20 protein-coding genes are annotated in these 21,763 nt (G+C 68.1%); 7 read left to right on the top strand and 13 right to left on the bottom strand.

All coding sequences use genetic code 11. The features are described 5' to 3' along the window. Positions 1-57: 57 nt before the first annotated feature. Complete coding sequence (locus tag ACLD0U_RS01470) at positions 58-240, top strand: YegP family protein (RefSeq protein ID WP_179409068.1); 183 nt, start codon at positions 58-60, stop codon at positions 238-240. Positions 241-316: 76 nt separating this feature from the next. On the opposite strand, the gene ACLD0U_RS01465 is transcribed toward ACLD0U_RS01470, so the two are convergent. The 9 genes from ACLD0U_RS01465 to ACLD0U_RS01425 all read right to left on the bottom strand — a co-directional run bounded on the left by ACLD0U_RS01465 (position 317) and on the right by ACLD0U_RS01425 (position 9,711). After that, positions 317-5,461 carry a metallophosphoesterase gene (locus ACLD0U_RS01465; RefSeq protein WP_410339617.1) on the bottom strand — a complete coding sequence of 1,715 codons (5,145 nt, stop codon included), beginning with the start codon at positions 5,459-5,461 and terminating at the stop codon, positions 317-319. A 187-nt stretch (positions 5,462-5,648) separates the two neighbouring features. Next, the gene (locus tag ACLD0U_RS01460) at positions 5,649-6,404 is read right to left on the bottom strand and encodes an amino acid ABC transporter ATP-binding protein (protein WP_179409070.1); all 756 of its coding nucleotides are present in this window, start codon (positions 6,402-6,404) and stop codon (positions 5,649-5,651) included. Next, complete coding sequence (locus ACLD0U_RS01455; protein ID WP_206820998.1) at positions 6,401-7,192, bottom strand: amino acid ABC transporter permease; 792 nt, start codon at positions 7,190-7,192, stop codon at positions 6,401-6,403. Before ACLD0U_RS01455 ends, ACLD0U_RS01460 begins: the two co-directional genes overlap by 4 nt. A gap of 22 nt (positions 7,193-7,214) precedes the next feature. Beyond that, positions 7,215-8,009 carry a basic amino acid ABC transporter substrate-binding protein gene (locus ACLD0U_RS01450; protein ID WP_224817265.1) on the bottom strand — a complete coding sequence of 265 codons (795 nt, stop codon included), beginning with the start codon at positions 8,007-8,009 and terminating at the stop codon, positions 7,215-7,217. A gap of 148 nt (positions 8,010-8,157) precedes the next feature. Beyond that, positions 8,158-8,460, bottom strand: coding sequence for a Dabb family protein (locus ACLD0U_RS01445; RefSeq protein ID WP_410339616.1), 303 nt, complete (start codon positions 8,458-8,460; stop codon positions 8,158-8,160). Continuing rightward, a complete protein-coding gene (locus tag ACLD0U_RS01440; protein ID WP_179409073.1) occupies positions 8,457-8,732 on the bottom strand; it encodes a glutaredoxin family protein in 276 nt (91 codons plus the stop codon). Before ACLD0U_RS01440 ends, ACLD0U_RS01445 begins: the two co-directional genes overlap by 4 nt. A gap of 82 nt (positions 8,733-8,814) precedes the next feature. Beyond that, complete coding sequence (locus tag ACLD0U_RS01435) at positions 8,815-8,913, bottom strand: 30S ribosomal protein bS22 (protein ID WP_003792170.1); 99 nt, start codon at positions 8,911-8,913, stop codon at positions 8,815-8,817. A 113-nt stretch (positions 8,914-9,026) separates the two neighbouring features. Further along, a complete protein-coding gene (locus ACLD0U_RS01430; protein WP_179409074.1) occupies positions 9,027-9,218 on the bottom strand; it encodes a helix-turn-helix domain-containing protein in 192 nt (63 codons plus the stop codon). Positions 9,219-9,300: 82 nt separating this feature from the next. Beyond that, positions 9,301-9,711, bottom strand: a complete 411-nt coding sequence (locus ACLD0U_RS01425; protein WP_206550484.1) for an ArsR/SmtB family transcription factor — start codon at positions 9,709-9,711, stop codon at positions 9,301-9,303. Between the two features lie 104 nt (positions 9,712-9,815). On the opposite strand from ACLD0U_RS01425, the gene ACLD0U_RS01420 reads away from it, so the two are divergent. The 3 genes from ACLD0U_RS01420 (at position 9,816) to ACLD0U_RS01410 (ending at position 13,097) form a co-directional block, all read left to right on the top strand. Beyond that, the gene (locus tag ACLD0U_RS01420; protein ID WP_206550485.1) at positions 9,816-11,246 is read left to right on the top strand and encodes a TrkH family potassium uptake protein; all 1,431 of its coding nucleotides are present in this window, start codon (positions 9,816-9,818) and stop codon (positions 11,244-11,246) included. 1 nt (position 11,247) lies between these two features. Continuing rightward, positions 11,248-11,910, top strand: a complete 663-nt coding sequence (locus tag ACLD0U_RS01415) for a potassium channel family protein (RefSeq protein ID WP_374222195.1) — start codon at positions 11,248-11,250, stop codon at positions 11,908-11,910. Between the two features lie 113 nt (positions 11,911-12,023). Then, a complete protein-coding gene (locus ACLD0U_RS01410) occupies positions 12,024-13,097 on the top strand; it encodes an alpha/beta hydrolase (protein WP_410339615.1) in 1,074 nt (357 codons plus the stop codon). A 72-nt stretch (positions 13,098-13,169) separates the two neighbouring features. On the opposite strand, the gene proC is transcribed toward ACLD0U_RS01410, so the two are convergent. After that, a complete protein-coding gene (gene proC / locus ACLD0U_RS01405; RefSeq protein ID WP_410339614.1) occupies positions 13,170-14,006 on the bottom strand; it encodes a pyrroline-5-carboxylate reductase in 837 nt (278 codons plus the stop codon). A gap of 51 nt (positions 14,007-14,057) precedes the next feature. Here proC and ACLD0U_RS01400 point away from each other — a divergent pair, with 51 nt between their 5' ends. Together ACLD0U_RS01400 and ACLD0U_RS01395 are read left to right on the top strand one after the other, a co-directional pair. After that, positions 14,058-15,029, top strand: a complete 972-nt coding sequence (locus ACLD0U_RS01400) for a cation diffusion facilitator family transporter (protein ID WP_410339613.1) — start codon at positions 14,058-14,060, stop codon at positions 15,027-15,029. 13 nt (positions 15,030-15,042) lie between these two features. Next, on the top strand, positions 15,043-15,933 hold the full coding sequence (locus tag ACLD0U_RS01395) for an alpha/beta hydrolase (protein WP_410339612.1): 891 nt from the start codon (positions 15,043-15,045) through the stop codon (positions 15,931-15,933). A 92-nt stretch (positions 15,934-16,025) separates the two neighbouring features. Here ACLD0U_RS01395 and tadA read toward each other — a convergent pair whose 3' ends face one another. Next, complete coding sequence (gene tadA / locus ACLD0U_RS01390) at positions 16,026-16,481, bottom strand: tRNA adenosine(34) deaminase TadA (protein ID WP_410339611.1); 456 nt, start codon at positions 16,479-16,481, stop codon at positions 16,026-16,028. Between the two features lie 77 nt (positions 16,482-16,558). Here tadA and upp point away from each other — a divergent pair, with 77 nt between their 5' ends. Continuing rightward, entirely contained in the window at positions 16,559-17,191 is a 633-nt protein-coding gene (upp, locus tag ACLD0U_RS01385) for a uracil phosphoribosyltransferase (protein WP_179409082.1), read from the top strand. A gap of 234 nt (positions 17,192-17,425) precedes the next feature. On the opposite strand, the gene ACLD0U_RS01380 is transcribed toward upp, so the two are convergent. After that, a complete protein-coding gene (locus ACLD0U_RS01380) occupies positions 17,426-18,214 on the bottom strand; it encodes a hypothetical protein (protein ID WP_410339610.1) in 789 nt (262 codons plus the stop codon). Then, positions 18,211-21,729: a TM0106 family RecB-like putative nuclease gene (locus ACLD0U_RS01375; protein ID WP_410339609.1), complete on the bottom strand. Its 3,519-nt coding sequence runs from the start codon at positions 21,727-21,729 to the stop codon at positions 18,211-18,213. The genes ACLD0U_RS01380 and ACLD0U_RS01375 overlap by 4 nt, the downstream gene beginning before the upstream one ends. Positions 21,730-21,763 lie beyond the last annotated feature (34 nt).

Here is a 21,763-nt window from a genome sequence, read left to right as displayed (position 1 = left end):
CGCTAGCTTGTGTCTCGGGAGCGCCCCGCTCCGTACCCCGTAGAAAGCAGGTGCGCGATGGCAGGCAAGTTTGAGTTGTATCAGGACAAGGGCGGCGATTGGCGGTTCCGCCTCAAGGCCGGCAACGGCGAGGTCATCGCGACCGGCCAAGGCTACGCCTCGAAGTCGGGCGCGCTGAACGGGATCGACTCGGTTCGCCGCAACGCCGCCGACGCCGACGTCGTCGAGACAGAAGGCTGACCCGACGCGGACTCTCTGAGGTGAACGCCGGGGCTCCCGGTCACCGTCATCCGGTGACCGGGAGCCCCGGCGTTCTTCAGCGGACCGCGCGTCGTCTGCGCAGGATGAGGCCGACGCCTGCCGCGAGGGTCAGGAGGCCACCGAGGGTCCAGGCGATCACCGCGCCGGTGTCGGCCCCCGTCGTGGCCAGGGCGCCGTCGTCGGTCTCGCCACCGTCGACGCTGCCGCCGGCATCCGAACCGTCGGTGTCGCCACCGTCGGAGCCGCCGCCGACGCCACCATCCGTGCCGCCGTCACCGCCGTCCGTGCCGCCGTCGCCACCATCCGTGCCGCCGTCACCACCGTCACCGCCGTCACCACCATCACCGCCGTCGCCACCATCCGTGCCGCCGTCACCGCCGTCGCCGCCGTCGCCGCCGTCACCACCATCGGATGCCGGGATCACCGTGAACAGCTGGACGGGCGAGTAGTCCACCGCGCCGTGCGGGTCGCTGGTGCGCACGTACCATCCGCGCTCCCCGACCTCGGTCAGCGGCCAGGCCGCCGACAGGATGGATCCGGATGCGACGTCATCGAATGCGGCGACCTCGGTGCTGGTGAGGATCTCTGCCGAGAAGGCGTCGGTCTGCAGCATCCGCTCGACCGTGGTGATCCCCAGCTGCTCGAAGGTCAGCTCGAACTGCTGCGGGGCATCGGCCAGGCTCGGGTGGTCCGAGTCGTGCTTGCCGAGCGCGCCGCCGCGGTCGGGGTCCTCCAGCGACGGCGAGTAGGTGCGCACGATCATGCGCTCGCCCTGCGTGTCGAAGTGCAGCAGGCGCAGGAAACCCTGTCCGCCCTCGGGAAGGCCCTGGTAGTCGAAGAGCATCGAGTACACCGTGCGCTCGGCGACGCCGTCACCGTCGTCGTCGAACTCATCCGTGCGCGTGAACGCGTCGTGGTAGTGGCCCGAGAACACCATCTTGACGTTCGGGTTGACCGCGACGACCTCGTCGAGCACGCGCTGCGGTGTCGCACCGAGTCCGCCCGTGGTCAGGATGAACTCGTGCTGCGCGAGCACCGCCACCCGATCGGGGTACTGCGCCAACACCTCGTTCATCCAGGCGATCTCGGCATCGGCGGGGCCCCACCCCATGTAGACCATGATGAAGTCGATGCCGCCGGCAGAGAGCAGGTCGTAGTGGCCGCGATTGTTCTCGTAGCTGCCGCCGTACCAGGGGTTGCCCGCGTACCGCTCCTCACCGAAGTAGGTGCCGTAGTTGTCGTAGTCGAGCAAGTGGTTTCCGACGTCGTGGTTGCCCGCGAGCACCCCGTACGGCAGGCCGACCTCATCGAGCCTGGCGTACTCGGGGTCGGCGTTGCGCCACTGGTACATCTGGTCGTAGTCGTCGACGATGTCGCCGGTGTGGAACAGGTACTGGATGTTCATCGCTTCGCGCTGCTCAACCAGGTACGTGTGGATCGCCTGCTGGTGGCGGTAGCGATCCTCGCCCTCGACGGCATCCTCGTTGTAGTACTGCGTGTCCGACTCCCACGCGAAGGTGAAGTCGTACTCCGAGCGCGGGGTGTCGAGCGGATGCGGCAGCGCGACATCCGACGCACGCGTGGTGTGATCAGCGCCGGCGAAGCCCTCGGAGTGCTGCACGAGCACGCGCACGATACCGTCCCGGGCATGCGCGGTGACGTCGACGGCCGCGTCGAGGGTGAACTCCCCCGCCTCGGCCACGACGTGCCGGGTCTGCTCGGCCCAGGTCGCACCGTCCGCGGTGAGCGCGTACATGACCACGGTGGCGTCGGCGTTCGCCGTGCCCGTCCACGTGGCGCGCACCAGCGAGCCGTCCGCGGCGTCACCGACGGCGACATCGAACAGCTGGTACGGGAACGCGGTGGTCGATGTGGTGGCGTCGCCGGCCAGACCGTCGGCGACCGCCAGCATCCGCACCTGTTCCGAGGTGAGCTCCTGCGGCCGCTCGCGGTCCAGTGAGAGTGCGTCGGAGACGACGCCGGCCTGCAACTCGATGTCGCCATCCGAGAGGTCGACCCGACGCCCCTCCAGGAAGGCGACGTCGAGCACGTCACCGGTGGGGTCTTCGACCTTGGCCTGCAGCGTGATCTCGCCCGCTTCGACCTCGGCCCCCTCGACGGGCGCGATCGCGCCGGCGCTGGGCTGCTCGTCGAAGGTGATGAAGGTCGACACGTACTCCGAGCTGTTGCCCAAGGCGTCCGTCGCCGTGATCTGCACCCGGTGCTCGCCGGCTTCCAGGTCGACCGACGAGGTCGTGTGCGGCAGTGTGATCTCGGCACCGTCGAGCGTCGCGGTCGCCGTGACGCCGCCGACACCGGCATCCGAGATCTCGGCGTCGATCGTGATCTCGCCCTGGTAGGCGGTTCCGTCGACGATCTCGGTCGTCACCTCGGGACCGGTGTTGTCGACCGTCACCGTGCGGGCGACGGTGTGCTCGCCGGCGGTCGCCGTGACCGTCGCCGCGCCGTCCTCGCGCGGCGTGGTGTCCCACTGTGCGCTCACGGCGCTGAACGCGTCGGCGGGCAGCGTGAAGCGGGCGTCGAAGAAGTCGAGCTTGCCGACGCTGTCACCCATCTTCAGCACGTGGTTGGGGTCGTCGTAGCCCTGCGGCGTGAGGGTGCGCCCGTCGGGCAGGATCATGCGCAGACCGCGGATGCTGAAATCGTCGTTGTTCTCGAACTCGTCGATCTCGGGCGCGGCCTTCGTACCGGCCCACACGCTGACGACCAGCTCGTCGCCCTCGCGGATGTACGACAGCGGCACCGGAGTGGCGATGGTCTCCCAGCCGTTGTAGATGCCGGTGTCGAAGATGCGCAGCACCTCGTCGCCGACCAGCACGCCGTTCTTGAAGTAGTAGTCGACATCCGCGGCCTCGAACACGAACACCGGTTCGCCTTCGAGCCCTGCCTCGGTGGCCAGCGGTTCGCCGTCGACGGCGATGCCGTCGGGCGACTGCTCGCCGGCAGCCACGACCGTGGTCGTGCCCGACACGAAGGCGTCATCGTCGAGGTTCAGCCGCAGCGGCTCGATGTCCGCGCCGGCCACGGGCACGCGCACCGTCTCGATGGTAGTGACGTTGGTGCCGTCACTCGCCGAAAGGGCGTACTCGACCCACGACTTGCCGATCAGGTCGACGGGGTCGATCACGTGCCGGTAGACGCCCGAACCGGTGTCGGAGAGGTTGATCGGCGCCTGTGCACCGTCGACGTCGTTGCTGAGCATCAGCGTCACCGTGCGGGGAAGAACGTCGTCGGTGATCGTGAAGTCGAGCGTGAACCCGGCGTTCGGGTCGATCTCGTTCTCAGTCCAGTCCTGGATCGTCGGTGCCGAGCCGTCGGCGGCGAGGATCATCAGTCCGGCGGGCACCTGGTCTGACTGCACCGCGCCGGGGGTCGCCGCGGCGATGCCGAGCATGCGCTGCAGGGTCTGGTCGTCCTCGCGCGTGGCATAGCGGATGCCCTGGTCGGCGATCGTGTCGTCGGTGGCGCCGAGCTGGTAGTGCGCTCGGTTCAGCGAGTGCCCGGTGTTGGTGATGATCTCGATGCCGCGCGGCGACGAGTTGGCCATGCCGCCCGCCGAGATCTCGACCAGGTCGACGCCCATCGTCAGCGCTGTGCCGAAGTGGGCGTTGAACGCGGCGGCGTCGAGGTCGTCGTTGGCGCCGTTCTTGATCCAGAACACCAGCGTCTCGCCGGCCGGGATCACCACATCGCCGGGCGTCGCCGGCCAGCGGCTGGTCTGCGTGTTGACGTACTCGTCGGTCGCGTAGAGGTAGTTGACGGTGTAGTCGCCGAAGTCGAGCGGTTCGCTGGTGGCGTTGTAGACCTCGATGAACTCGAACCCGTCGGCGCCGCCGACGTTCGTCGAGTCGGGCAGCAGCTCGGTGACCTGCAGCGCCGAGGTCACGAGAGACGGGTCGGGTTGCGGATCGAATTCCGGCTCCGGCTCGGGCTCGGGTGCCGTCAGCGCGTCGGCGACAATGCCGCCGGGGGTCGCGGTGCCGGTCTGCTCCAGCACCGGCAGGCTGAGGGTGTCGAGGTCGGCGGGGATGCGGAAGTGCGCCGTGCGGTCCACGGCGGTCGACCCGGTCGGGTAGTACGACCAGCTGATGGCCTGGTCGCCCCGCAGCACCCGGATACCGCGGCCGCCGCCGTTGGCCATGCCGGGTTGCCCCTCTGCCCGGACCACGCGGGTGTCGGCGGTGGCTCCCCAGTGCGCGCGGAACTCGTCGACTGTGCGCGCGAACGAGTCCACCGTCGTTGTGGTGTAGCTCAGCCAGAACACAACGGTCTCGCCAGCGGCGATCGACGTTCCCGGCTCGACGGTGAGCGCAGCGTCGCGGGTGCGGTCATCGGAGTCGGCGAAGATGTACGCGAACGAGAATCCGTCGCCGTCGAGGTCGATGGTGCGATCCGTGGTGTTGTGCACCTCGAAGTACTCGTAGTCGTCGACACCGGCGTTGTCGGGAGCGATCTCGGTGACCATCAGCGGCCAGTTCGCCGCCGTTCCGGGTTGGGGCTGCTCGGGGTCGACCGGTGGCGCCGGGCGCTGGAGGGCCTGTGGCAGCACAGCTCCCGGCGAGCGCTCGGCCTGCAGCCCGAAGACGCTCATGCTCTCGGGTGCGCCCGCGGCCGCGGGTGCCGCGGGCAGGCGGAAGTGCACGGCGAGGTCGTTGCCCATCGAGCCCGTCGGGTAGTGCGACCAGGTGAGCAGCTCGTCATCCTTGAGCACGCGGATGCCCCGGTCGCCGCCGTTGGCCATGCCCGGCTGACCGGTCAGGCGCACCACCTGAGTGGCCGCGTCGACCGCGTGATACGCACGGAAGTCGTCGATGCTTCGGGCGAAGGAATCCACCGTGCCTGCCGTGTAGCTGAGCCACAGCACCGCGGTCTCGCCGGCTGCAAGCACGAGCGGCTCGTCGACGGTCAGCGCAACGTCGCTACTGCGGTCGGTCGAGTCGCTGTACGAATAGGCGAAGGCGTACCCGTCGGCGGCGAGGTCGATGGCATCCGCGGTCGTGTTGTGGATCTCGACGTACTCGAAGTGGTCGGCGCCGGCGGTGTTCGCGAGGATCTCGGTCACGATCAGCGGCGGCGGCGCGATGTCAGCGGTCGGGGTCGACGCGTGGAGGATGCCGCCGAATGCGTCACCTCCGGCCGCTGCCGCGGCGGTGGGCGTCAGGACGGCGGCGGCCAGCACCGTCGCTCCGAGGAATGCGGGTAGAGACAGGGGATGACGACACGAGGGCACGCTGATACACCGGGATCTTCTAAGCGGGTAGGACGCTCAGAAGATATCCGGGCACCGGCAACCGCCGGTATCCGTTCGGGCCCGCCCCGGTAGACGACAGATGCCCGGCCGGTGAACACGGCCGGGCATCTGATCGTCAGAGCACGCGTGAGAGGAAGTCCTGCGTGCGTGGATGCTGCGGATCGGCCAGCACCTTGCGCGGGTCACCCTGTTCGAGCACGTGTCCGCCGTCCATGAAGATCAGGCGCGAACCGACCTCGCGGGCGAAGCCCATCTCGTGGGTGACCACGAGCATCGTCATCCCCTCATCGGCGAGCTGGCGCATGACCTGCAGCACTTCACCGACCAGCTCGGGGTCGAGTGCCGACGTCGGCTCGTCGAAGAGCATCATGTCGGGGTTCATGCACAGCGCCCGAGCGATCGCCACGCGCTGCTGCTGCCCGCCCGAGAGGTGCCCGGGGTAGGCATCGGCCTTCTCGGCGAGTCCCACGCGGTCGAGCATCTCGCGCGCGAGCTTCTCGGACTCTTCCTTCGTCCGCTTCTTCACACGGCGCTGCGCCAGCGTGAGGTTGCCGAGCACCGTCATGTGTGGAAAGAGGTTGAAGCTCTGGAAGACCATACCGATGCGCCGACGCACACGGTCGATGTCGGTCTCTTCATCGGTGATGTCGATGCCCTCGATGAGGATCTTGCCCGCCGTCGGCTCTTCGAGCAGGTTCACCGAACGCAGCAGCGTCGACTTGCCCGACCCGGAGGGGCCGATGATGCACACGACTTCGCCGCCGGTCACCGTGAGGTCGATGCCCTTGAGCACCTCGTTCTCGCCGTACGACTTGTGAAGCCCGCGGATCTCGATCGCGGGGGCGTGGACGTCGATCAGGTCGGTGCTCATCGTTCTCTCGCCATCCGTCGCTCCAGCCACGCGGTGAAGCGCGTGAGCGGAATCGTCACCATCAGGTACAGGATCGCCGCCATGATCAGCGGGGTCGCGTTCGCGTACGTCGTGTTCGCGTCCCGGGCGAAGGTGGTGAGTTCCTTCGACCACAGGAAGGTGCCGGCGATGAAGAGCAGCGAGGTGTCCTTCAGCAGCAGCACGAACTCGTTCGTCAGCGGCGGGATGATGATGCGGAAGCCCTGCGGCAGCACCACCCAGAACATCGTCTTCATCGGCGACATGCCCAGCGAGCGCGACGCCTCGGTCTGCCCCTTCGGCACGGCCTGGATGCCCGAGCGGATCACCTCGGCCATGTAGGCCGAGGCGACCAGGATCAGACCGATCAGACCGGCGCCGACCGGGCCTCCGGGCGGCTTGATGCCGAACGCGATCGGCAGGATGAACGCCATCGCGAAGATCGTCAGCAGCGCCGGCAATCCACGGAAGAGCTCGATCCAGCCGGTGGCGAACCACCGGAACGGTGCGATCACCGACAACTTCATCAACGCGAACAGGATGCCCAGAAGCAACCCGCCCGTGAACGCGATCAACGTGAACAGGATCGTGTTGCGCAGTGCGACGATGATGATGTCGGGGAACAGCTTCGCCGCGACCTCAAGATTGAAGAACTGCTTTCCGATCGTCTGCCAGTCGGTCATCGCGATGATCAGCACGACCACCGCGATGAAGAGGGCGTACATCGTGCCCCGGTAGATCAGACCCCGGGTACGTCTGCGCAGTGCCACTGCTCGTCCTCGCCTCTACGGCTCACTCGGCCGAGAAGTACTTGTCGTAGATCGTGTCGTACTCGCCCGAGTCGCGCAGCTCCTGCAGCGCGCCGTTGACGGCCTCGCGCAGGTTGGTGCGCTCACCCTTCGCGAAGGCGAACCCGTACTGCTCGTCGGTGTTGTACTCCTCGACGACCTCGTAGTCGGAGTCGGCCTTGACGTGCTCGATGTTGACCGGCAGGTCCTGCAGGATCGCCTCGACCTGACCGGCCTGCAGAGCGGGCCACATCTCGGCGTCACCGGGGTACTGCACGAGGACGGCGCCGGTGGCGTTCTCTTCGGCGTAGTTCTCACCGGTGGTGCCCTGCTGCACGGCGACGTTGCGACCGTCGAGGTCGTCGATGCCGGTGATGCCCGAGTCGGTCTTGACCAGCAGCGACTGCAGCGAGTCGTAGTACGGGTCGGCGAAGTCGAGGTTCGTCTTGCGTTCCTCGGTGATGGTCATCGCCGATGCGCCGAAGTCGCATGTGCCGGCGATCAGCGTGGTGCCCGACTGCAGACCGTCGAATCCGACGTCCTGGATGCTGACCTCGAGGTCGAGCTTCTCGGCGATGGCAGCGACCAGGTCGAGGTCGAAGCCGGTGTAGCCGCCGTTGCCGTCCTCCATCTCGAAGGGCGGGTAGGGCACCTCGGAGCACACGGTCAGCGTGCCCGGCGTGACCAGCTCGAGCGCGCCCTCCTCGACGGGGGCATCATCGCCGCCGGCACAGCCGGTGAGTGCGAGGGTGGCGGCCGCAAGAACGGCAGCGCTGAAAAGAACGGGACGGTGGTTCATGGCCACTCCTTCGTGACGGGGTACAGACTTCACGCCGGGGTTCGGCATGCGGACCCTCGGTCGGGTACGGATCATCATAGGCATGCCAAGCGCCCCATGACCCCTGCGGAATCCGCTCTCCGGGTCACGGTTGCGTTGCGACCTCTGCTCAGATCTCGAAGTCCACCGCGACGCGGGATGCCACGACGGATCGGATGTACACGCCGACCTCCTGGTGGGCCGGGTGCACCTGATAGGCCTCGAGATCGTCGAGCGTGTCGACGTCGGCGACCAGGGTGACGTCCCAGTTGACGTCCGGGTAGGCGACATTGGCGCCGGCCGAGACCATGCGCAGCTGCGGAATCACACCCATCAGTGCGTTCAGCCGGCGGGCCACCTCGGTCGCCTGTTCGGCCCGCACGGTGGCGTCCGAGTCGGCGAGCTTCCAGCTCACGACGTGACGAATGGTCATTGTGCTCCTGCCTTCTTCTGCAGCGCCTCGCGCAGGCGCTCCGCCGACACCCGCCAGTGCGCGTGCAGTTCACCGTCGATCAGCACCACCGGGATCTTCTCCCACCACTTCTCGAACAGTGCGGGGTCGTCGCCTATCGACTGCTCGACGATCTCGATGCGCTCGGCGACAGCATCCGGCATCTCGGCGACGACGGCGTCGACGATCTCGTGCGCGACGTCGCAGAGGTGACAGTCGGGCTTGCCGATCAGCGTGAGGGTGGTCGATGGCATGGGTTTCTCCTGCGGGCAGTACACGAAGCGCCCCCGTCGACGGGCTCGATGCCCGATCGGGAGGCGCTTGGTGTCGTGCCGCTTACTTCTTGTTGCGGCGCTGGTGGCGAGTCTTACGAAGCAGCTTGCGGTGCTTCTTCTTCGCCATGCGCTTGCGGCGCTTCTTGATGACTGAACCCACGGAAACCTCACTAAGTCAGGGGTTGGGTGCCATGAAGTCGGCACCCGGGTACGGGCACGGAAAAAATGCCTCGGACGATTCTAGCAAACGGTCGGAGCAGCCGGGAAACCGACTCAGCCAACATCCGAGATGGGCTTGTGCATCATCTCGACGACGGCGGACTCGGGCACGCGATAACTGCGACCGAAGCGGATCGCCGGCAACTCACCGGCGTGCACGAGTCGGTACACGGTCATCTTGGACACGCGCATGAGTTCGGCGACCTCGGCCACCGTCAGGAATCGAACGTCTTGAACGTCGGGCATCCCCAATACCCCTTTCTATTGATGCACAGCATAGGGCGCGGGCGGGACGCGTGTAAACCGGTGTTGCTGCTGTGAAACGAGCTCAGCGACGCTTGAACGCGTTCGTGACGACGTGCTTCGCCGAGGCCGCGGCGCGGCCAACGGCTTCGGCGGCGTGCACGGTCGCCGACGGCAGCGGCGCGAAGGGAACATCGACGTCGGGAGCCTGCTCGCCGTAGGCATCGACCAGGAACGGGACCAACCAGTCGTCGACCGTCTCGAGTGGCGCGACCGAGATGCTGTAGAAGCGGCGCTGGCCGTCCTCTCGCACGGTGACAAGCTGCGCCTCACGCAGCACCTTGAGGTGCTTGGAGACCGTCGGCTGGCTGATGCCGAGCTCACTGACGATCCCGGTCACGCTGGTCCCGTCGTCACCCGTGGCCGACGCGTCCAGCAGGAGCCGCAGGATGTCGCGTCGCGTACCGTCTGCGATCACGTCGAAGATGTCGGTCATCCCCTCAGGGTAGTCGGCGTGGGCACCGAGTACCACGCGAGCACGGAGTACCATGACCAGGGCCCGGCGAAGCGCGCCGAGCGCACACAGCAGAAGGGGGCTCGATGTCGGGCATCCTGTCGGCATCCACCCCGCGGCGGGGCCTGCGTGGCGCCGCCAGATGGATCAAGCACGTCATCACCTCATCACCGTCGCGCTTCGCGATCGTCGTGTTCGCCGCACTGATCCTGCTGTTCACGGGTCTGCTGTCGCTGCCGATCTCGTCGGCGTCGGGAACGATCACCCCGCTGAGCGATGCGCTGTTCACCGCCATGTCGACCATCTGCGTCACGGGCCTGACGACGGTCGATATGGCCACGCACTGGTCGCCGTTCGGCAACGTCGTCATCTTCATCGGCGTGAACATCGGCGGAATGGGCGCCCTCACCCTCGCCTCGCTGCTCGGCCTGGTCATCTCGAAGCGGCTCGGGCTGCGGGCCAAGCTGATCGCCGCCGGCGACACCAACCCGATGCGCGCCCACGGCGGACCGGTCAATGAGAGCCAGACCGTGCGCCTGGGCGAAGTCGGCCAGCTGCTGACCACCGTCGCCCTGTCGACGCTGGTGATCGAGGGCACCGTGGCCGTGCTGCTGTACCCGGCGCTGATCTGGGCCGGCATCGACCCGATCGCCGCACTGTGGGAGGCCCCTTACTACGCGGCCATGTCGTTCACGAACACGGGCTTCACGCCCAACGCCGGCGGCGTCTCGGTCTTCGCCGACGACTACCTGGTGCTCATCCTGCTGATGACCAGCGTGTTCCTCGGCAGCATCGGGTTCCCCGTGATCTACACCCTCGCCAAGCACGTCTGGCACGTCAAGCGCTGGTCGCTGCACTCCAAGCTGACCCTCATCACGACAATCTTGCTGTTCTTCCTCGGCGCTGCGGTCTTCCTGGTGCTGGAGTACAACAACCCGCGCACCTTCGGCTCAATGGATGCCACCGAGACGACGATGAACGCGCTGTTCCTGTCGGCGATGACGCGCTCGGGCGGCTTCAGCGTGATCGACATCGCCGACCTGAACGGCTCGTCGATGCTCGCGGCCACCATGCTGATGTTCGTCGGCGGCGGTTCAGCATCCACCGCCGGCGGAATCAAGGTGACCACGCTGGCCGTACTCGCCATCGCCGTGTGGTCCGAGGCCCGGGGACGCCAGTCGGTCGAAGCCTTCGGCCGCCGAATCCCCAGCGACGTTCAGCGCGTCGCCCTCAGCGTCGTCGCCTGGGGCGCCACGATCGTCGCGCTGTCGACGATCGTGATCGCGCAGATCACGAAAGCCCCGATCGTCGATGTGCTCTTCGACGTCATCTCGGCGTTCGGCACGGTCGGGCTCTCGTCCGGCCTCACCGAGACACTGCCCGACAGTGCCAAGTACGTGATGGCGGCCACCATCTTCATGGGGCGCGTTGGTACAGTGACTCTCGCCGCGGCGATCGCCGCGACTTCCCGCTCGCAGCTGTACTCGCTGCCCGTCGAAAGGCCGATCGTTGGTTGAGATGGTTCGGGGCGACGCCCCGGTACTCGTGATCGGACTGGGCCGCTTCGGCGCGGCGTGCGCGGGCGAACTCGATCGCCTCGACCGCGAGGTTCTCGCGATCGACGACAACCTCGAGCTGGTGCAGAAGTGGTCTGATCGCGTGACGCACACCGTGCAGGCGGATGCCCGCAACCTCGACGCGCTGCGTCAGATCGGCGCGCAGGACTTCCAGGTGGCCGTCGTCGCCGTCGGCTCGCTCATCGAAGCCTCGGTGCTGATCACCGCGAACCTCGTCGACCTGAAGGTGCCGCAGATCTGGGCGAAGGCCGTTTCGCAGTCGCACGGCAAGATTCTCGCGCGCGTGGGCGCGAACCACGTCATCTACCCCGAGCGCGAGGCCGGTGAGCGCGTGGCCCACCTCGTCAGCGGGCGGATGCTCGACTTCATCCGCTTCGACGATGACTTCGTTCTGGCCAAGATGTACCCGCCGAAGTTCATCCGCGGCGTCGGTCTGAACGAGTCGGGTGTACGCACCAAGTACAACGTCACCGTCGTCGGCGTGAAGAGTCCCGGCAAGCCGTTCCGCTACGCCGAGGCGAACACGGTCGTCACCAACCACGACCTGATCATCGTGTCGGGGACGAACAGCGACATCGAGCGCTTCGCGGGCCTCGACCGCTGAGATCGGCGGGACTGCCAGAAAACATGAAAGGCAGTTCACATTGAGCGCTCCGTCCCGTTAGGATCAGTCGGGAAGCGCGGCGACGCTGCCGCACCGCACCCGAGGAGCACACCGTGACAGCATCCGACAGCATCCTTCTCGACGGCATCGCCACCCGATCCGTCACCACCCCGCGACTGCGCGCGAACATCCTGGAACGCACGGGCGACGACCCCGCGACTCCCGCCGACCGCACCATCGTCTTCGTCCACGGCAACGTCTCATCGGCGCTGTTCTGGCAAGAGACCATGCAGGGCCTGCCCGCCGATGTGCGCCCGATCGCCGTCGACCTGCGCGGCTTCGGCGACAGCGAGGCGCTGCCCATCGATGCGACACGCGGCGTGCGTGACTTCAGCGACGACCTCGCCTCGGTGCTCACCGCGCTCGATCTTCCCGCCGTCCACCTGGTCGGCTGGTCGATGGGCGGTGGCGTGATCATGCAGTACGCCCTCGACCACCCGGTGCTGAGCCTCACCCTGCAGGCGCCCGTCTCGCCGTACGGCTTCGGCGGCACCCGACGCGACGGCAGCCGGCTCACCGATGACGACGCCGGATGCGGTGGCGGCGGAGCGAACCCCGATTTCGTGCAGCGCCTGCGCGACGGCGACACCAGCGCCGAGGCCCAGACCTCTCCGCGCAGCGTGTTCCGCAGCGGCTACGTCTCGGCTGACTACTCCTCACCCCTCGAAGACATCTGGGTCGCCTCGATGCTCACCACCTCGACCTCCGAGGGCAACTACCCGGGCGACGGCACCGCCAGCGACAACTGGCCCGGCTTCGCCGCCGGCGACCACGGCGTGCTGAACACGATGACGCCGAAGCACTTCGATGTCTCAGGAATCGTCGACCTCGACACCAAGCCGCCGGTGCTCTGGGTGCACGGCAGCGCCGACGCGATCGTGTCGGACGCATCGTTCTTCGACCTCAACCACCTCGGCGCCCTCGGTGTCATCCCGGGCTGGCCCGGCGAGGAGGCCGCACCCGCCCAGCAGATGGTGTCGCAGACCCGCGATGTGCTCGACGCCTACGCCGCGGCGGGCGGTGACGTCATCGAGGAGTCCTGGGAGGGCGTCGGCCACGCACCGCACCTGGAGCGCCCCGAGGAGTTCCGTGCGGCGCTGTTGCGCCGCATCGGCTACGGCGCCTGACCGGCTGCGCGACGCAGAAGAGCCCGGGGCGGTGAGATCACCACCCCGGGCTCTTTGTTTGTCTCCGCGGGATCAGGCTCCGGCGGCGAGTTCGCGGGCACGGGCAAGAGCGGCATCCGTCGCCCGGGCGAACACGCCCTCGAGTTCTGCCTCCTGCAGCACGGCCACCGCGCGCTCGGTCGTGCCCTTCGGGCTGGTCACGCGACGACGCAGCTCAGACGGCTCCTCACCCGAAGCCTCCAGCAGCGCGGTGGCGCCGATGAACGTCTGCTCGGCCATCAGCCGGGCATCCGCCTCGGAGAACCCCTTGCCGATCGCCGCCTGCGTGAACGCCTCGATCAACAGGAACACGTATGCCGGTCCCGATCCCGAGATGGTCGAGAGCGCATCGATCTGCGCTTCATCGACCTCGATCACCGCACCGACGGTCTCGAACAGCGCACGCACGAGCGCCATGTCGTCGGCCGTCGCCGCCGCACCTGCGGCGAGCCCCGTCACCCCGCGGCGCACCGTGGAGGGCGTGTTCGGCATCGAACGGATCATGTGCGCCTGCTGGCCGAGGCCCGCGGCGAAGGTCTGAAGGGTGACGCCCGCGGCGAGGCTCACGACGATGGCATCCGGGCGCAGCGACGGCGCGATCTCGCGCAACAGATCGGGAACCATCGCCGGCTTCACACCGACGAGGACGATACGAGCGGATGCCACGGCCTCGGCGTTCCCGTCGGGACGCTCCTCGAGGGCGATGCTCGTCACCCCGGGCAGGGCCGCGAGGGCATCCGCCTTCAGCCGCGAACGGTTCGTCGCGACGATGCCGTCGACCGGCACGCCGGAGGCGACCACCCCCTGCAGGATCGCACCTCCCATCGAACCGGCGCCGAGAAATGCGAGCGAAGGCAGCGAATCAACCATGCCGCCATCCTACGGAAGGCCTTCCAAGGAAGCCCGTCGTAGACTCAGAGCATGAGCGCATCCGGCGGCAGCAAGGCGATCATCGCGGCATTCCTGGCGAACCTCGGCATCGCCCTGGCGAAGTTCGTCGCCTGGGCGCTTTCGGGGTCCGCATCGATGCTCGCCGAGGCCATCCACTCGGTCGCCGACTCGGGCAACCAGCTGCTGCTGATGCGCGGCGGACGCCGGGCTCGCCGCGAGGCCGATCAGGAGCATCCGTTCGGCTACGGACGCGAGCGGTATGTCTCGGCGTTCGTCGTATCGATCATCCTGTTCTCGCTCGGTGGCCTGTTCGCCGTCTACGAGGGTGTGCAGAAGCTCATCGATCCACACGAGATCGATTCAACCTGGTGGTGGCTGCCCCTCGCCGTGCTCGTCATCGCCATCGGACTGGAGTCGTTCTCGCTGCGCACCGCCGTGCGCGAGAGCAACCGCCTGCGTGAGAAGGACCAGTCGTGGTTCTCGTTCGTGCGGCGTTCCAAGGCCCCCGAACTGCCCGTCGTCCTCCTCGAAGACGTCGGCGCGCTGATCGGTCTCACGTTCGCACTGTTCGGCGTCGGGCTGACGCTGATCACCGGCAACACCATGTTCGATGCGCTGGGCACCCTGATGATCGGTCTGCTGCTGATCCTGATCGCGATCGTGCTCGGCCTCGAGACCAAGAGCCTGCTGATCGGCGAAGGCGCGACGCCCACCGACCACGACCTCATCGTCGAGGCGATCACCGGCGGCCGCGAAGTACAGAAGCTCATCCACATCAAGACGCTGTACCTCGGCCCCGACGAGCTGATGGTCGCCGCCAAGATCGCCCTGACCGCCGATAAGACGGTGCGCGAAGCCGCCGCCGACATCGACGAGATCGAGAGCCGCATCCGCGAGGCCGTTCCCGCGGCCCGCGTGGTCTACCTGGAGCCCGACGTGTACCGCCCGTCGCTCGATCCGGAACCGCCGACGGATGCCTTCGTGCTGAGGTCATCGGACTGACGGCCCGCTCGGCATGACCGAGGAGTTCCGCGCCGCCCTGGCGAACGCCGACCTGCCGGAAACGGCGCTGGCGCGACTGCGCCGCGTGCAGGACGTGCTCGCTGCGGATCCCCAAGCCCGACTGCAGTCGTTCTGGATGAGCGACGGCGAACCGTACGCCGTGGTGTCGTTCGGCGACATCGACCAGGCCGACCTCGTCGTCTATCTGCTGCACGGCACCGAGACCACGCTCGATGTGTTCGAGGACTGGGCGAACGCCGCGCAGCGCACCTGTATGGACGTCATCCGCTCGTGCGTGAGTCGCGGCGAACCCCGACGCGTCGCCACCGTCGCCTGGTTCGGGTGGGACTCGGGCACGCACGTGACGACACTAGCCACGAAACACGCCACGATCGGCGCGGCCCGGCTGGCCGTCGACCTCGACCGGCTCAAGGCACGCACCCCGCGCACACACATCGCACTGGTCACCTACTCATACTCATCGACGCTGCTCGGCGAGCTGTTCGCCATGAACATCGCCAGTGCCGTGAGCACGGCCTTCTCGATCGCATCCGCCGGGGTCACGCAGGCTGCGAGCATCGCCATCGGCGACGCCATCACACGCGGCGACGTCGTCGTGTACGCCACCGAGGGCGCGGATGACAGCATCGCTCCGTTGGGCCGCCTCGGACAGCACCCGGTCGATCCGCGCGACATCCCCGGAGTCATCGGCTACGACTGCGACGGCGGCGAGGCACCCGGTATCGAGGGCGGCGTGGTCGTCGGAGTCGCCGTGCAGGGACACGCGTCGCAGAGCTCGATCGACGAGCACGGCGTACGCCGTGCCGGGTACTTCGATGAGCACGCTCAGGGATACCTGACGATGGTCGACTACCTGGCCGACGCCGCAACCGACGGACGCTGAGGTCGCGTACCGATCGGATGCCCGGAGGTTGCGCGTGCTGAGGCGGGCGGGCTGCGGGTGTCGCGTCAGCGGCGTCAGCGGCGTCAGCGGCGTCAGCGGCGGGCGTCGAAGAACTGCTGTAGCAGGGCGATGGCAGCATCCGCCTGCACCCCGCCGACGACCTCGGCACGGTACGGCAGGCGGCGATCACGCAGCAGGTCGTACATCGACCCGGCCGCGCCGGCCTTCTCATCCCACGCGCCGAAGACCACCCGAGCGACACGCGACTGCAGAATCGCGCCCGCGCACATCACGCAGGGTTCAAGGGTGACGACGAGCGTGTGCTGCTCGAGGTTCCACGACCCGAGGTGCTCGGCGGCGGCGCGCAGCGCGACGACCTCGGCGTGCGCCGTCGGGTCATGGCTCTGCTCACGCAGGTTGCGGCCTTCTGCGACGATCGCGCCGGTGGCGTCGAGCACGACGGCGCCGACAGGCACATCGCCGTCGTTTCCGGCATCCGCGGCGAGCGCGAGAGCGCGCCGCATCGGCTCGTCGAAGGCGCGGTTCATGCCGTCGAGCCTACTGCGCGGGCAGTTCGGCAGGATTCGACACACGCGCAGGGGCTTCGGGCAAGTAGCCTGTAATCATGCGCGTTCATGTGGCCGATCACCCGCTCATCACTCACAAGCTCACGGTGCTGCGGGATGAGAACACCTCCTCGCCCGTCTTCCGCCAGTTGACGGAGGAGCTCGTGACCCTGCTGGCTTACGAGGCCACGCGTACCGTGAAGGTCACGCCGGTCGAGGTGAAGACCCCGGTGACGACCACGATGGGTGTGAAGATCGCCGAGCCGCGCCCGATCGTCGTGCCGATCCTGCGCGCGGGCCTCGGCATGCTCGAAGGGCTCGTGAAGCTGCTGCCCACCGCCGAGGTCGGATTCCTGGGCATGGTGCGCGATGACGAGACGTTCGAGCCGACCACCTACGCCGAGCGTCTGCCCGATGACCTGAGCGACCGCCAGTGCTTCGCGATCGACCCGATGCTCGCGACCGGTGGCTCGCTGGCGGCGGCGATCCAGTTCCTGTTCGACCGCGGGGCGAAGGACGTCACCGCGATCTGCCTGCTCGGCACCCCCGAGGGCCTCGAGGCGATCGAGAAGATCGTCGGCGATCAGGATGTCACCCTCGTACTGGGTGCCGTCGATGAACGCCTGAACGAGAAGGGGTACATCGTGCCCGGACTCGGCGACGCCGGCGACCGCCTGTACGGCACCGTCTGACACCCGGGGATGCCGGCGCGCCGGCATCCCGTCTTCTCGGTGCCCCGGGCTCCCCTTCCCCGGCGACCGCCTGTGGCGGCCCGGCATCCCGGCATCCCGTCATCGAAAACAGGACGGTTACCGAGAACAGGACGATTCCCACAGATCCAGCCTGTTCTCGGCAACGAGCCTGTTCTCGGTGACGCGCGTCTGGGTAGCACCCCGAAGTCGCGCCGACCCGCTCAAACCGGCAGGTCAGACGTTCAGGGTGTAGCCGCGCTCGTCGCCGTAGTGCACGAACCCGGCGCGCGTCAGGATGGGTGCCGACGTCGAGACCCGACCCTTCACCAGTGCCGTCGTCGCCCCGAGCGCGCTCGCACGCCGCAGGCGCTCAGCGAGCACGGCCAGGTAGGCGCCGCGACCCCGTGCCTCGGGCACCGTCCCACCGCCCCACAGTCGAGCGAACTCCCCGACAATCGTGCACCCGCCCGTGCTGACCGCGACTCCGTCGATACGAGCCAGCACGCGGATGCCCTCGCCTGACGCGTTCGCGGACTCGATCTCAGTCAGCTCCTGTGTGAGTTGCTCGGGTGACAACGGCTGCTGTTCTTGCCACACCGCAACGTCGACCGCATCCATCTCACGCACGTGATCGAGCGTGCGGATGACCTCGGCGCTGATGCCCTCGGGCACCTCGATCGAGATGCCGTCGACTGGTCGCGCGAGCACCGCCACCGTATCGACGTGCTCCGCGCCGCGGGCGACGAGCTCCGCTTCAAGATCGGGTGAGTCCGCGGCGTTCGTCCAGAATGTCAGCCGGGTCTCGCCCCACTCACGGGTGCGCTCGATCGCATGATCGAGCACGGCGGGCGCGTCGAGATCGGATGCGACCCGCGAAGCCCTGACACCGCCGCCGAACCGTGCCGGGTACCGCACGAGATGCAGCTCGCTCACCTCGTGCTCGCTCCCGCGCGGGAACCATGCCCATTCCGCGGCCGCCCGCAGGATGCCCTCAGCCGTCGGCGCTGTCGCCCCCGGGCTCATGCCCGCGGCCCATCAGCGACGCGGTCGGCGCCGACCAGGTGCGCGAACGCGCTGAGCCGGGCAACCCCCTCGGGCGTCCACGGCAGGTCATCGAGCAGCGCCGGAGAATGCACCAGGTACGCCGCGCTCTTGGCGCGCGAGATCGCCACATTCAGGCGGTTCTGCAGCAACAGGAACTCCGGCCCGCGGGGCGCATCCCGCCCGCTCGAAGCGGCCAGCGAGGTGATCGAGACGACGGCCTCTTTGCCCTGGAAGTTGTCAACGGTGCCGACGGCGACCTCGCCGAAGCCCGCCGCGACAAGCTCTTCGTGGATGAGCTGCTTCTGCGCGTTGTACGGTGCCACGACGATGATGTCGTCCTGCACGAGGGGGCGTGCGGGCTCGTCGGTCATGCCGTCCGTGTACTCGCGTCCGATCAGGTCGCGCACGATCCTGACGACCTCGGCGGCCTCTTCGGGCGACTGGGTCGCATTGCCGCGATGGCGCACCGGCAGTACGTGCAGGCCCGGCTCGACGCCGGAGATCACCCGCGTCTCGGCACCGGGCGCCGACGCGAGCTTGCCGGCGTACGACAGGCGGGAGACGGGGGACGCGACCTGCGGATGCATGCGCCATGACTGTGCGAGGAAGTATCCGTGCGCGGGGTCGATCACCGATTCGCCGTCCATCACCCAGCCGAGCGCCGATGTGTCCACCGGCTCGGGATGGGTGCCCTGGCTCACCTGCGGCAACTGCTGCGGATCCCCCAGCAGCAGCAGTCGCTTCGCCCCCGCGGCGACGGCGATCGTCGACGCGAGCGAGAACTGCCCGGCCTCATCGATCACGAGCAGGTCAAGACCGCCCCGGTCGACGCGCCGGGTGTTGCTGAAGTCCCAGGCCGTGCCACCGACGACCGCTCCCCCACGAGCGTGCTCGGCGAGGAAGCCTGCCATGCCGTCCTTGCGGATCACCGTGTAGCCGGGTTCGGGGGCAGAGGAGTCCTTGGGAGCCTTCGCCACCCGCTCAGCGGGAACACCATCGGCGATGACGCGCTCGAGCAGGTTCTCGACGATCGCGTGCGACTGGGCGACCACCCCGACGCGATAGCCGTGCTCACGCACCAGGCGTGCGATCACCCGCGACCCGGTATAGGTCTTGCCGGTTCCCGGGGGGCCCTGCACTGCCAGGTAGCTGTCGTCGAGATCGAGGATGCCGCGCACGATCGCATCGACGGTGTCGTCACCGGCCTGCGGCAGAGAAGCGCCTGAGACCGTGCGTGGGGCGATGCGGCGCAGGATGTCGGTCGCCGCGTCGCGGGGAAAGTCGGGGGCCGCGCGATGCACGCGCGCCGCCCACTGCTCGATCGCGCTCTGCTGCGAGGCGACATGCGGCGGAGCCGCCGGGGCGAGGGCGAGTGGCAGTTCGTCCCAGAGCTGCCCGTCAATGCCGCGCTCGCGCACGACGTAGCCGTCATCGAGCACGGCGATCACCTCGACGGCATGCGGCACATGGATCACTCGTGAGGGGGCGTTCGCCGCGAATGGCGTCGGCACGGCGTACAGCGCGAACGGACTGCTGCCCTCGCGCAGAGTACTGCCGGGTGCCACCTCACCGCGCAGGCGCAGCACGCGCGACTGCGAGCGCTGCCGTTCGCCGAGCGCCCAGTCCTCGTCGACGCTGCTGCGTGTCACGTCGACGCGCAGCACGTCGCGCGTGCTCTCCCATACCGACAGCGGCTCGCGCAATCTCTGGAAGTGCCCTTGCCAGAAGCTCTTCGCCTCGCGCGGGTAGTAGTCGATCGCGGCCGCGGCGACGCGGAACTCGCTGCCGCTGCGGCCGGCGTGCTCGGCCTCGAGCGCCTCGGCCTGCAGGGCGAGCGAGAGCGGCGATGGTTCGTAGGCCGCGGTCTCGGGATCGTCCGGCGGCGCGGGCAGCACGCCCTCTTGCTTGGCCAGTTCGATGAGCCAGTTGCGCAGCCGTCGCGTCGAGACGCAGTCGTACCGGTTGTAGTCGGCCAGGTCGGCGAGAATCTGCTCGCCCTCGTCCGCACGCCCCGCGGCGATCAGCCCCCGCGCCTGCACGTACTGGACGATCGAGTCGTCGCCCTTCTGCACATCGCTGGTGCGCACTTCTTCGCCCATGTAGAGCGGTTCGAGCTTCTTGATCGAGTACGACCGCGATCCCACGCGCACCGAGCGCAGCACGATCGGGTAGAGGTCGACGAACACCCCCTCGCGCAGCAGACGATCGACGTCGGCCTCGCCGACCCCGTGCCGTGCGGCCATCGCCGCCAGGTGCGAGGTCTCGTACGGCGCGTAGTGGTAGATGTGCATGTCGGGGTGGGTCTGCCGACGCAGCTTCACGAACTCGAGGAAGTCGAGCAGCGCGCGCTTCTCATCGGCGAAGCTGTGCGCCCAGAGCACCGAGTACTGGTCGGCATTGTCGACCCAGCCGAACAGGTAGTCGATGCCCCACTGCGCGCCCTGTTCGGCGCCGGTCGCCTCGGTGTACAGCGGGTCGCCTTCGAAGTCGAAGAAGATGTCGCCGCGGCTCGGCCGGGGCATGAGCCCGATGGCATTGGCCGAGACCAGTTCGAACGGCGGCGTGTCCGTCCCCTCGACGGGTACCCCCAGCTGCAGGCGCGCCTGGGCCCGCAACGCGGCGAACGTCTCGGGATTCATGCCCTGCGGGGCATCGGATGCCATCGCCAAGTCGTCGATCGTGAGAATGCCGGCCGTCCGCAGGCGCTGCCGCTGCACCGGACGCATGCGTGCCACCATCAGCAGGTCGCGGTGACCGATCACCTGTTCATCGCACGTCGCGCAGCGCCCGCATGCGGTGATCTGCAGGTCTCCGCGGTCATCTCCCCACGCCAGCGGCTCACCCGCGGCTCCCGCCGTGACGTCGCGGTCGGCGATCAGGGCCCGCAGTCGCGCCCGCCGTACGTGGAACAGCGGCAGCAGGTCATCGACCCGGTGCGTGCTGACGCTGCCATCGCCGAGGATGAGGTCGACCTCGTCACTGCGGTCGATGCCCAGCAGGTCGAGCTGATCGACATATGCGGCGAGCTGCATGAGCGCGGTCGCACGCGCGGCGCGCGCCAACTTGGAATCCTGCACCCGCCAGCGCCCGTCGTCATCGCGCAGCAAGAAGTCGGCGAAGCCGACGAACTCGGACGTCGAGAACACAGCTTGGAAGACGACGGTCGCCTCCGACCGCAGCGCGCGCTGCGTGTCGTCGACAGCGGATGCCATCGCCGTGGCATCCGTCGACTTCACCTTCGGCAGGCAGACGACGCCCGGTCCCCCCTCGACGGCCTCGCCTCGCTCGGCGATGTAGTCGGCCAGCACCGCACGCTCGTGTACGTCGCCGAGTTCTGCGGCACGCGCGAGCGTGGCATCCTCAGGTTCGATCACCGCCGGAACGCGCCCGAGCTTGGCGTCGAGCGCACGCATCCAGGCGAACTCGCATTCCGCCGCGACCTTCAGGTCGCTGGCGCTCCACACCACACGATTCTCTGCTGCAATGACCCGCACCGTGCCGCCTCTCCGTTGCCTGTCATCGACACTA

This window comes from Microbacterium sp. 2216-1, assembly GCF_046507855.1.
GTDB lineage: Bacteria > Actinomycetota > Actinomycetes > Actinomycetales > Microbacteriaceae > Microbacterium > Microbacterium esteraromaticum_C.
The sequence above is the reverse complement of the archived record's forward strand: the minus strand, read 5'-3'. Positions and strand labels throughout refer to the sequence as shown.

What these genes read in the sequence shown, in the direction of transcription:
- ACLD0U_RS01415 (WP_374222195.1), top strand. Translation starts at nt 11,248, where the DNA reads ATGGTTCGGGGCGACGCCCCGGTACTCGTGATCGGACTGGGCCGCTTC.
- ACLD0U_RS01440 (WP_179409073.1), bottom strand. Translation starts at nt 8,732, where the DNA reads ATGCCATCGACCACCCTCACGCTGATCGGCAAGCCCGACTGTCACCTC.
- ACLD0U_RS01400 (WP_410339613.1), top strand. Translation starts at nt 14,058, where the DNA reads ATGAGCGCATCCGGCGGCAGCAAGGCGATCATCGCGGCATTCCTGGCG.
- ACLD0U_RS01420 (WP_206550485.1), top strand. Translation starts at nt 9,816, where the DNA reads ATGTCGGGCATCCTGTCGGCATCCACCCCGCGGCGGGGCCTGCGTGGC.
- ACLD0U_RS01450 (WP_224817265.1), bottom strand. Translation starts at nt 8,009, where the DNA reads ATGAACCACCGTCCCGTTCTTTTCAGCGCTGCCGTTCTTGCGGCCGCC.
- upp (WP_179409082.1), top strand. Translation starts at nt 16,559, where the DNA reads ATGCGCGTTCATGTGGCCGATCACCCGCTCATCACTCACAAGCTCACG.
- ACLD0U_RS01380 (WP_410339610.1), bottom strand. Translation starts at nt 18,214, where the DNA reads ATGAGCCCGGGGGCGACAGCGCCGACGGCTGAGGGCATCCTGCGGGCG.
- ACLD0U_RS01460 (WP_179409070.1), bottom strand. Translation starts at nt 6,404, where the DNA reads ATGAGCACCGACCTGATCGACGTCCACGCCCCCGCGATCGAGATCCGC.
- ACLD0U_RS01395 (WP_410339612.1), top strand. Translation starts at nt 15,043, where the DNA reads ATGACCGAGGAGTTCCGCGCCGCCCTGGCGAACGCCGACCTGCCGGAA.
- proC (WP_410339614.1), bottom strand. Translation starts at nt 14,006, where the DNA reads ATGGTTGATTCGCTGCCTTCGCTCGCATTTCTCGGCGCCGGTTCGATG.
- ACLD0U_RS01470 (WP_179409068.1), top strand. Translation starts at nt 58, where the DNA reads ATGGCAGGCAAGTTTGAGTTGTATCAGGACAAGGGCGGCGATTGGCGG.
- tadA (WP_410339611.1), bottom strand. Translation starts at nt 16,481, where the DNA reads ATGAACCGCGCCTTCGACGAGCCGATGCGGCGCGCTCTCGCGCTCGCC.
- ACLD0U_RS01445 (WP_410339616.1), bottom strand. Translation starts at nt 8,460, where the DNA reads ATGACCATTCGTCACGTCGTGAGCTGGAAGCTCGCCGACTCGGACGCC.
- ACLD0U_RS01425 (WP_206550484.1), bottom strand. Translation starts at nt 9,711, where the DNA reads ATGACCGACATCTTCGACGTGATCGCAGACGGTACGCGACGCGACATC.
- ACLD0U_RS01430 (WP_179409074.1), bottom strand. Translation starts at nt 9,218, where the DNA reads ATGCCCGACGTTCAAGACGTTCGATTCCTGACGGTGGCCGAGGTCGCC.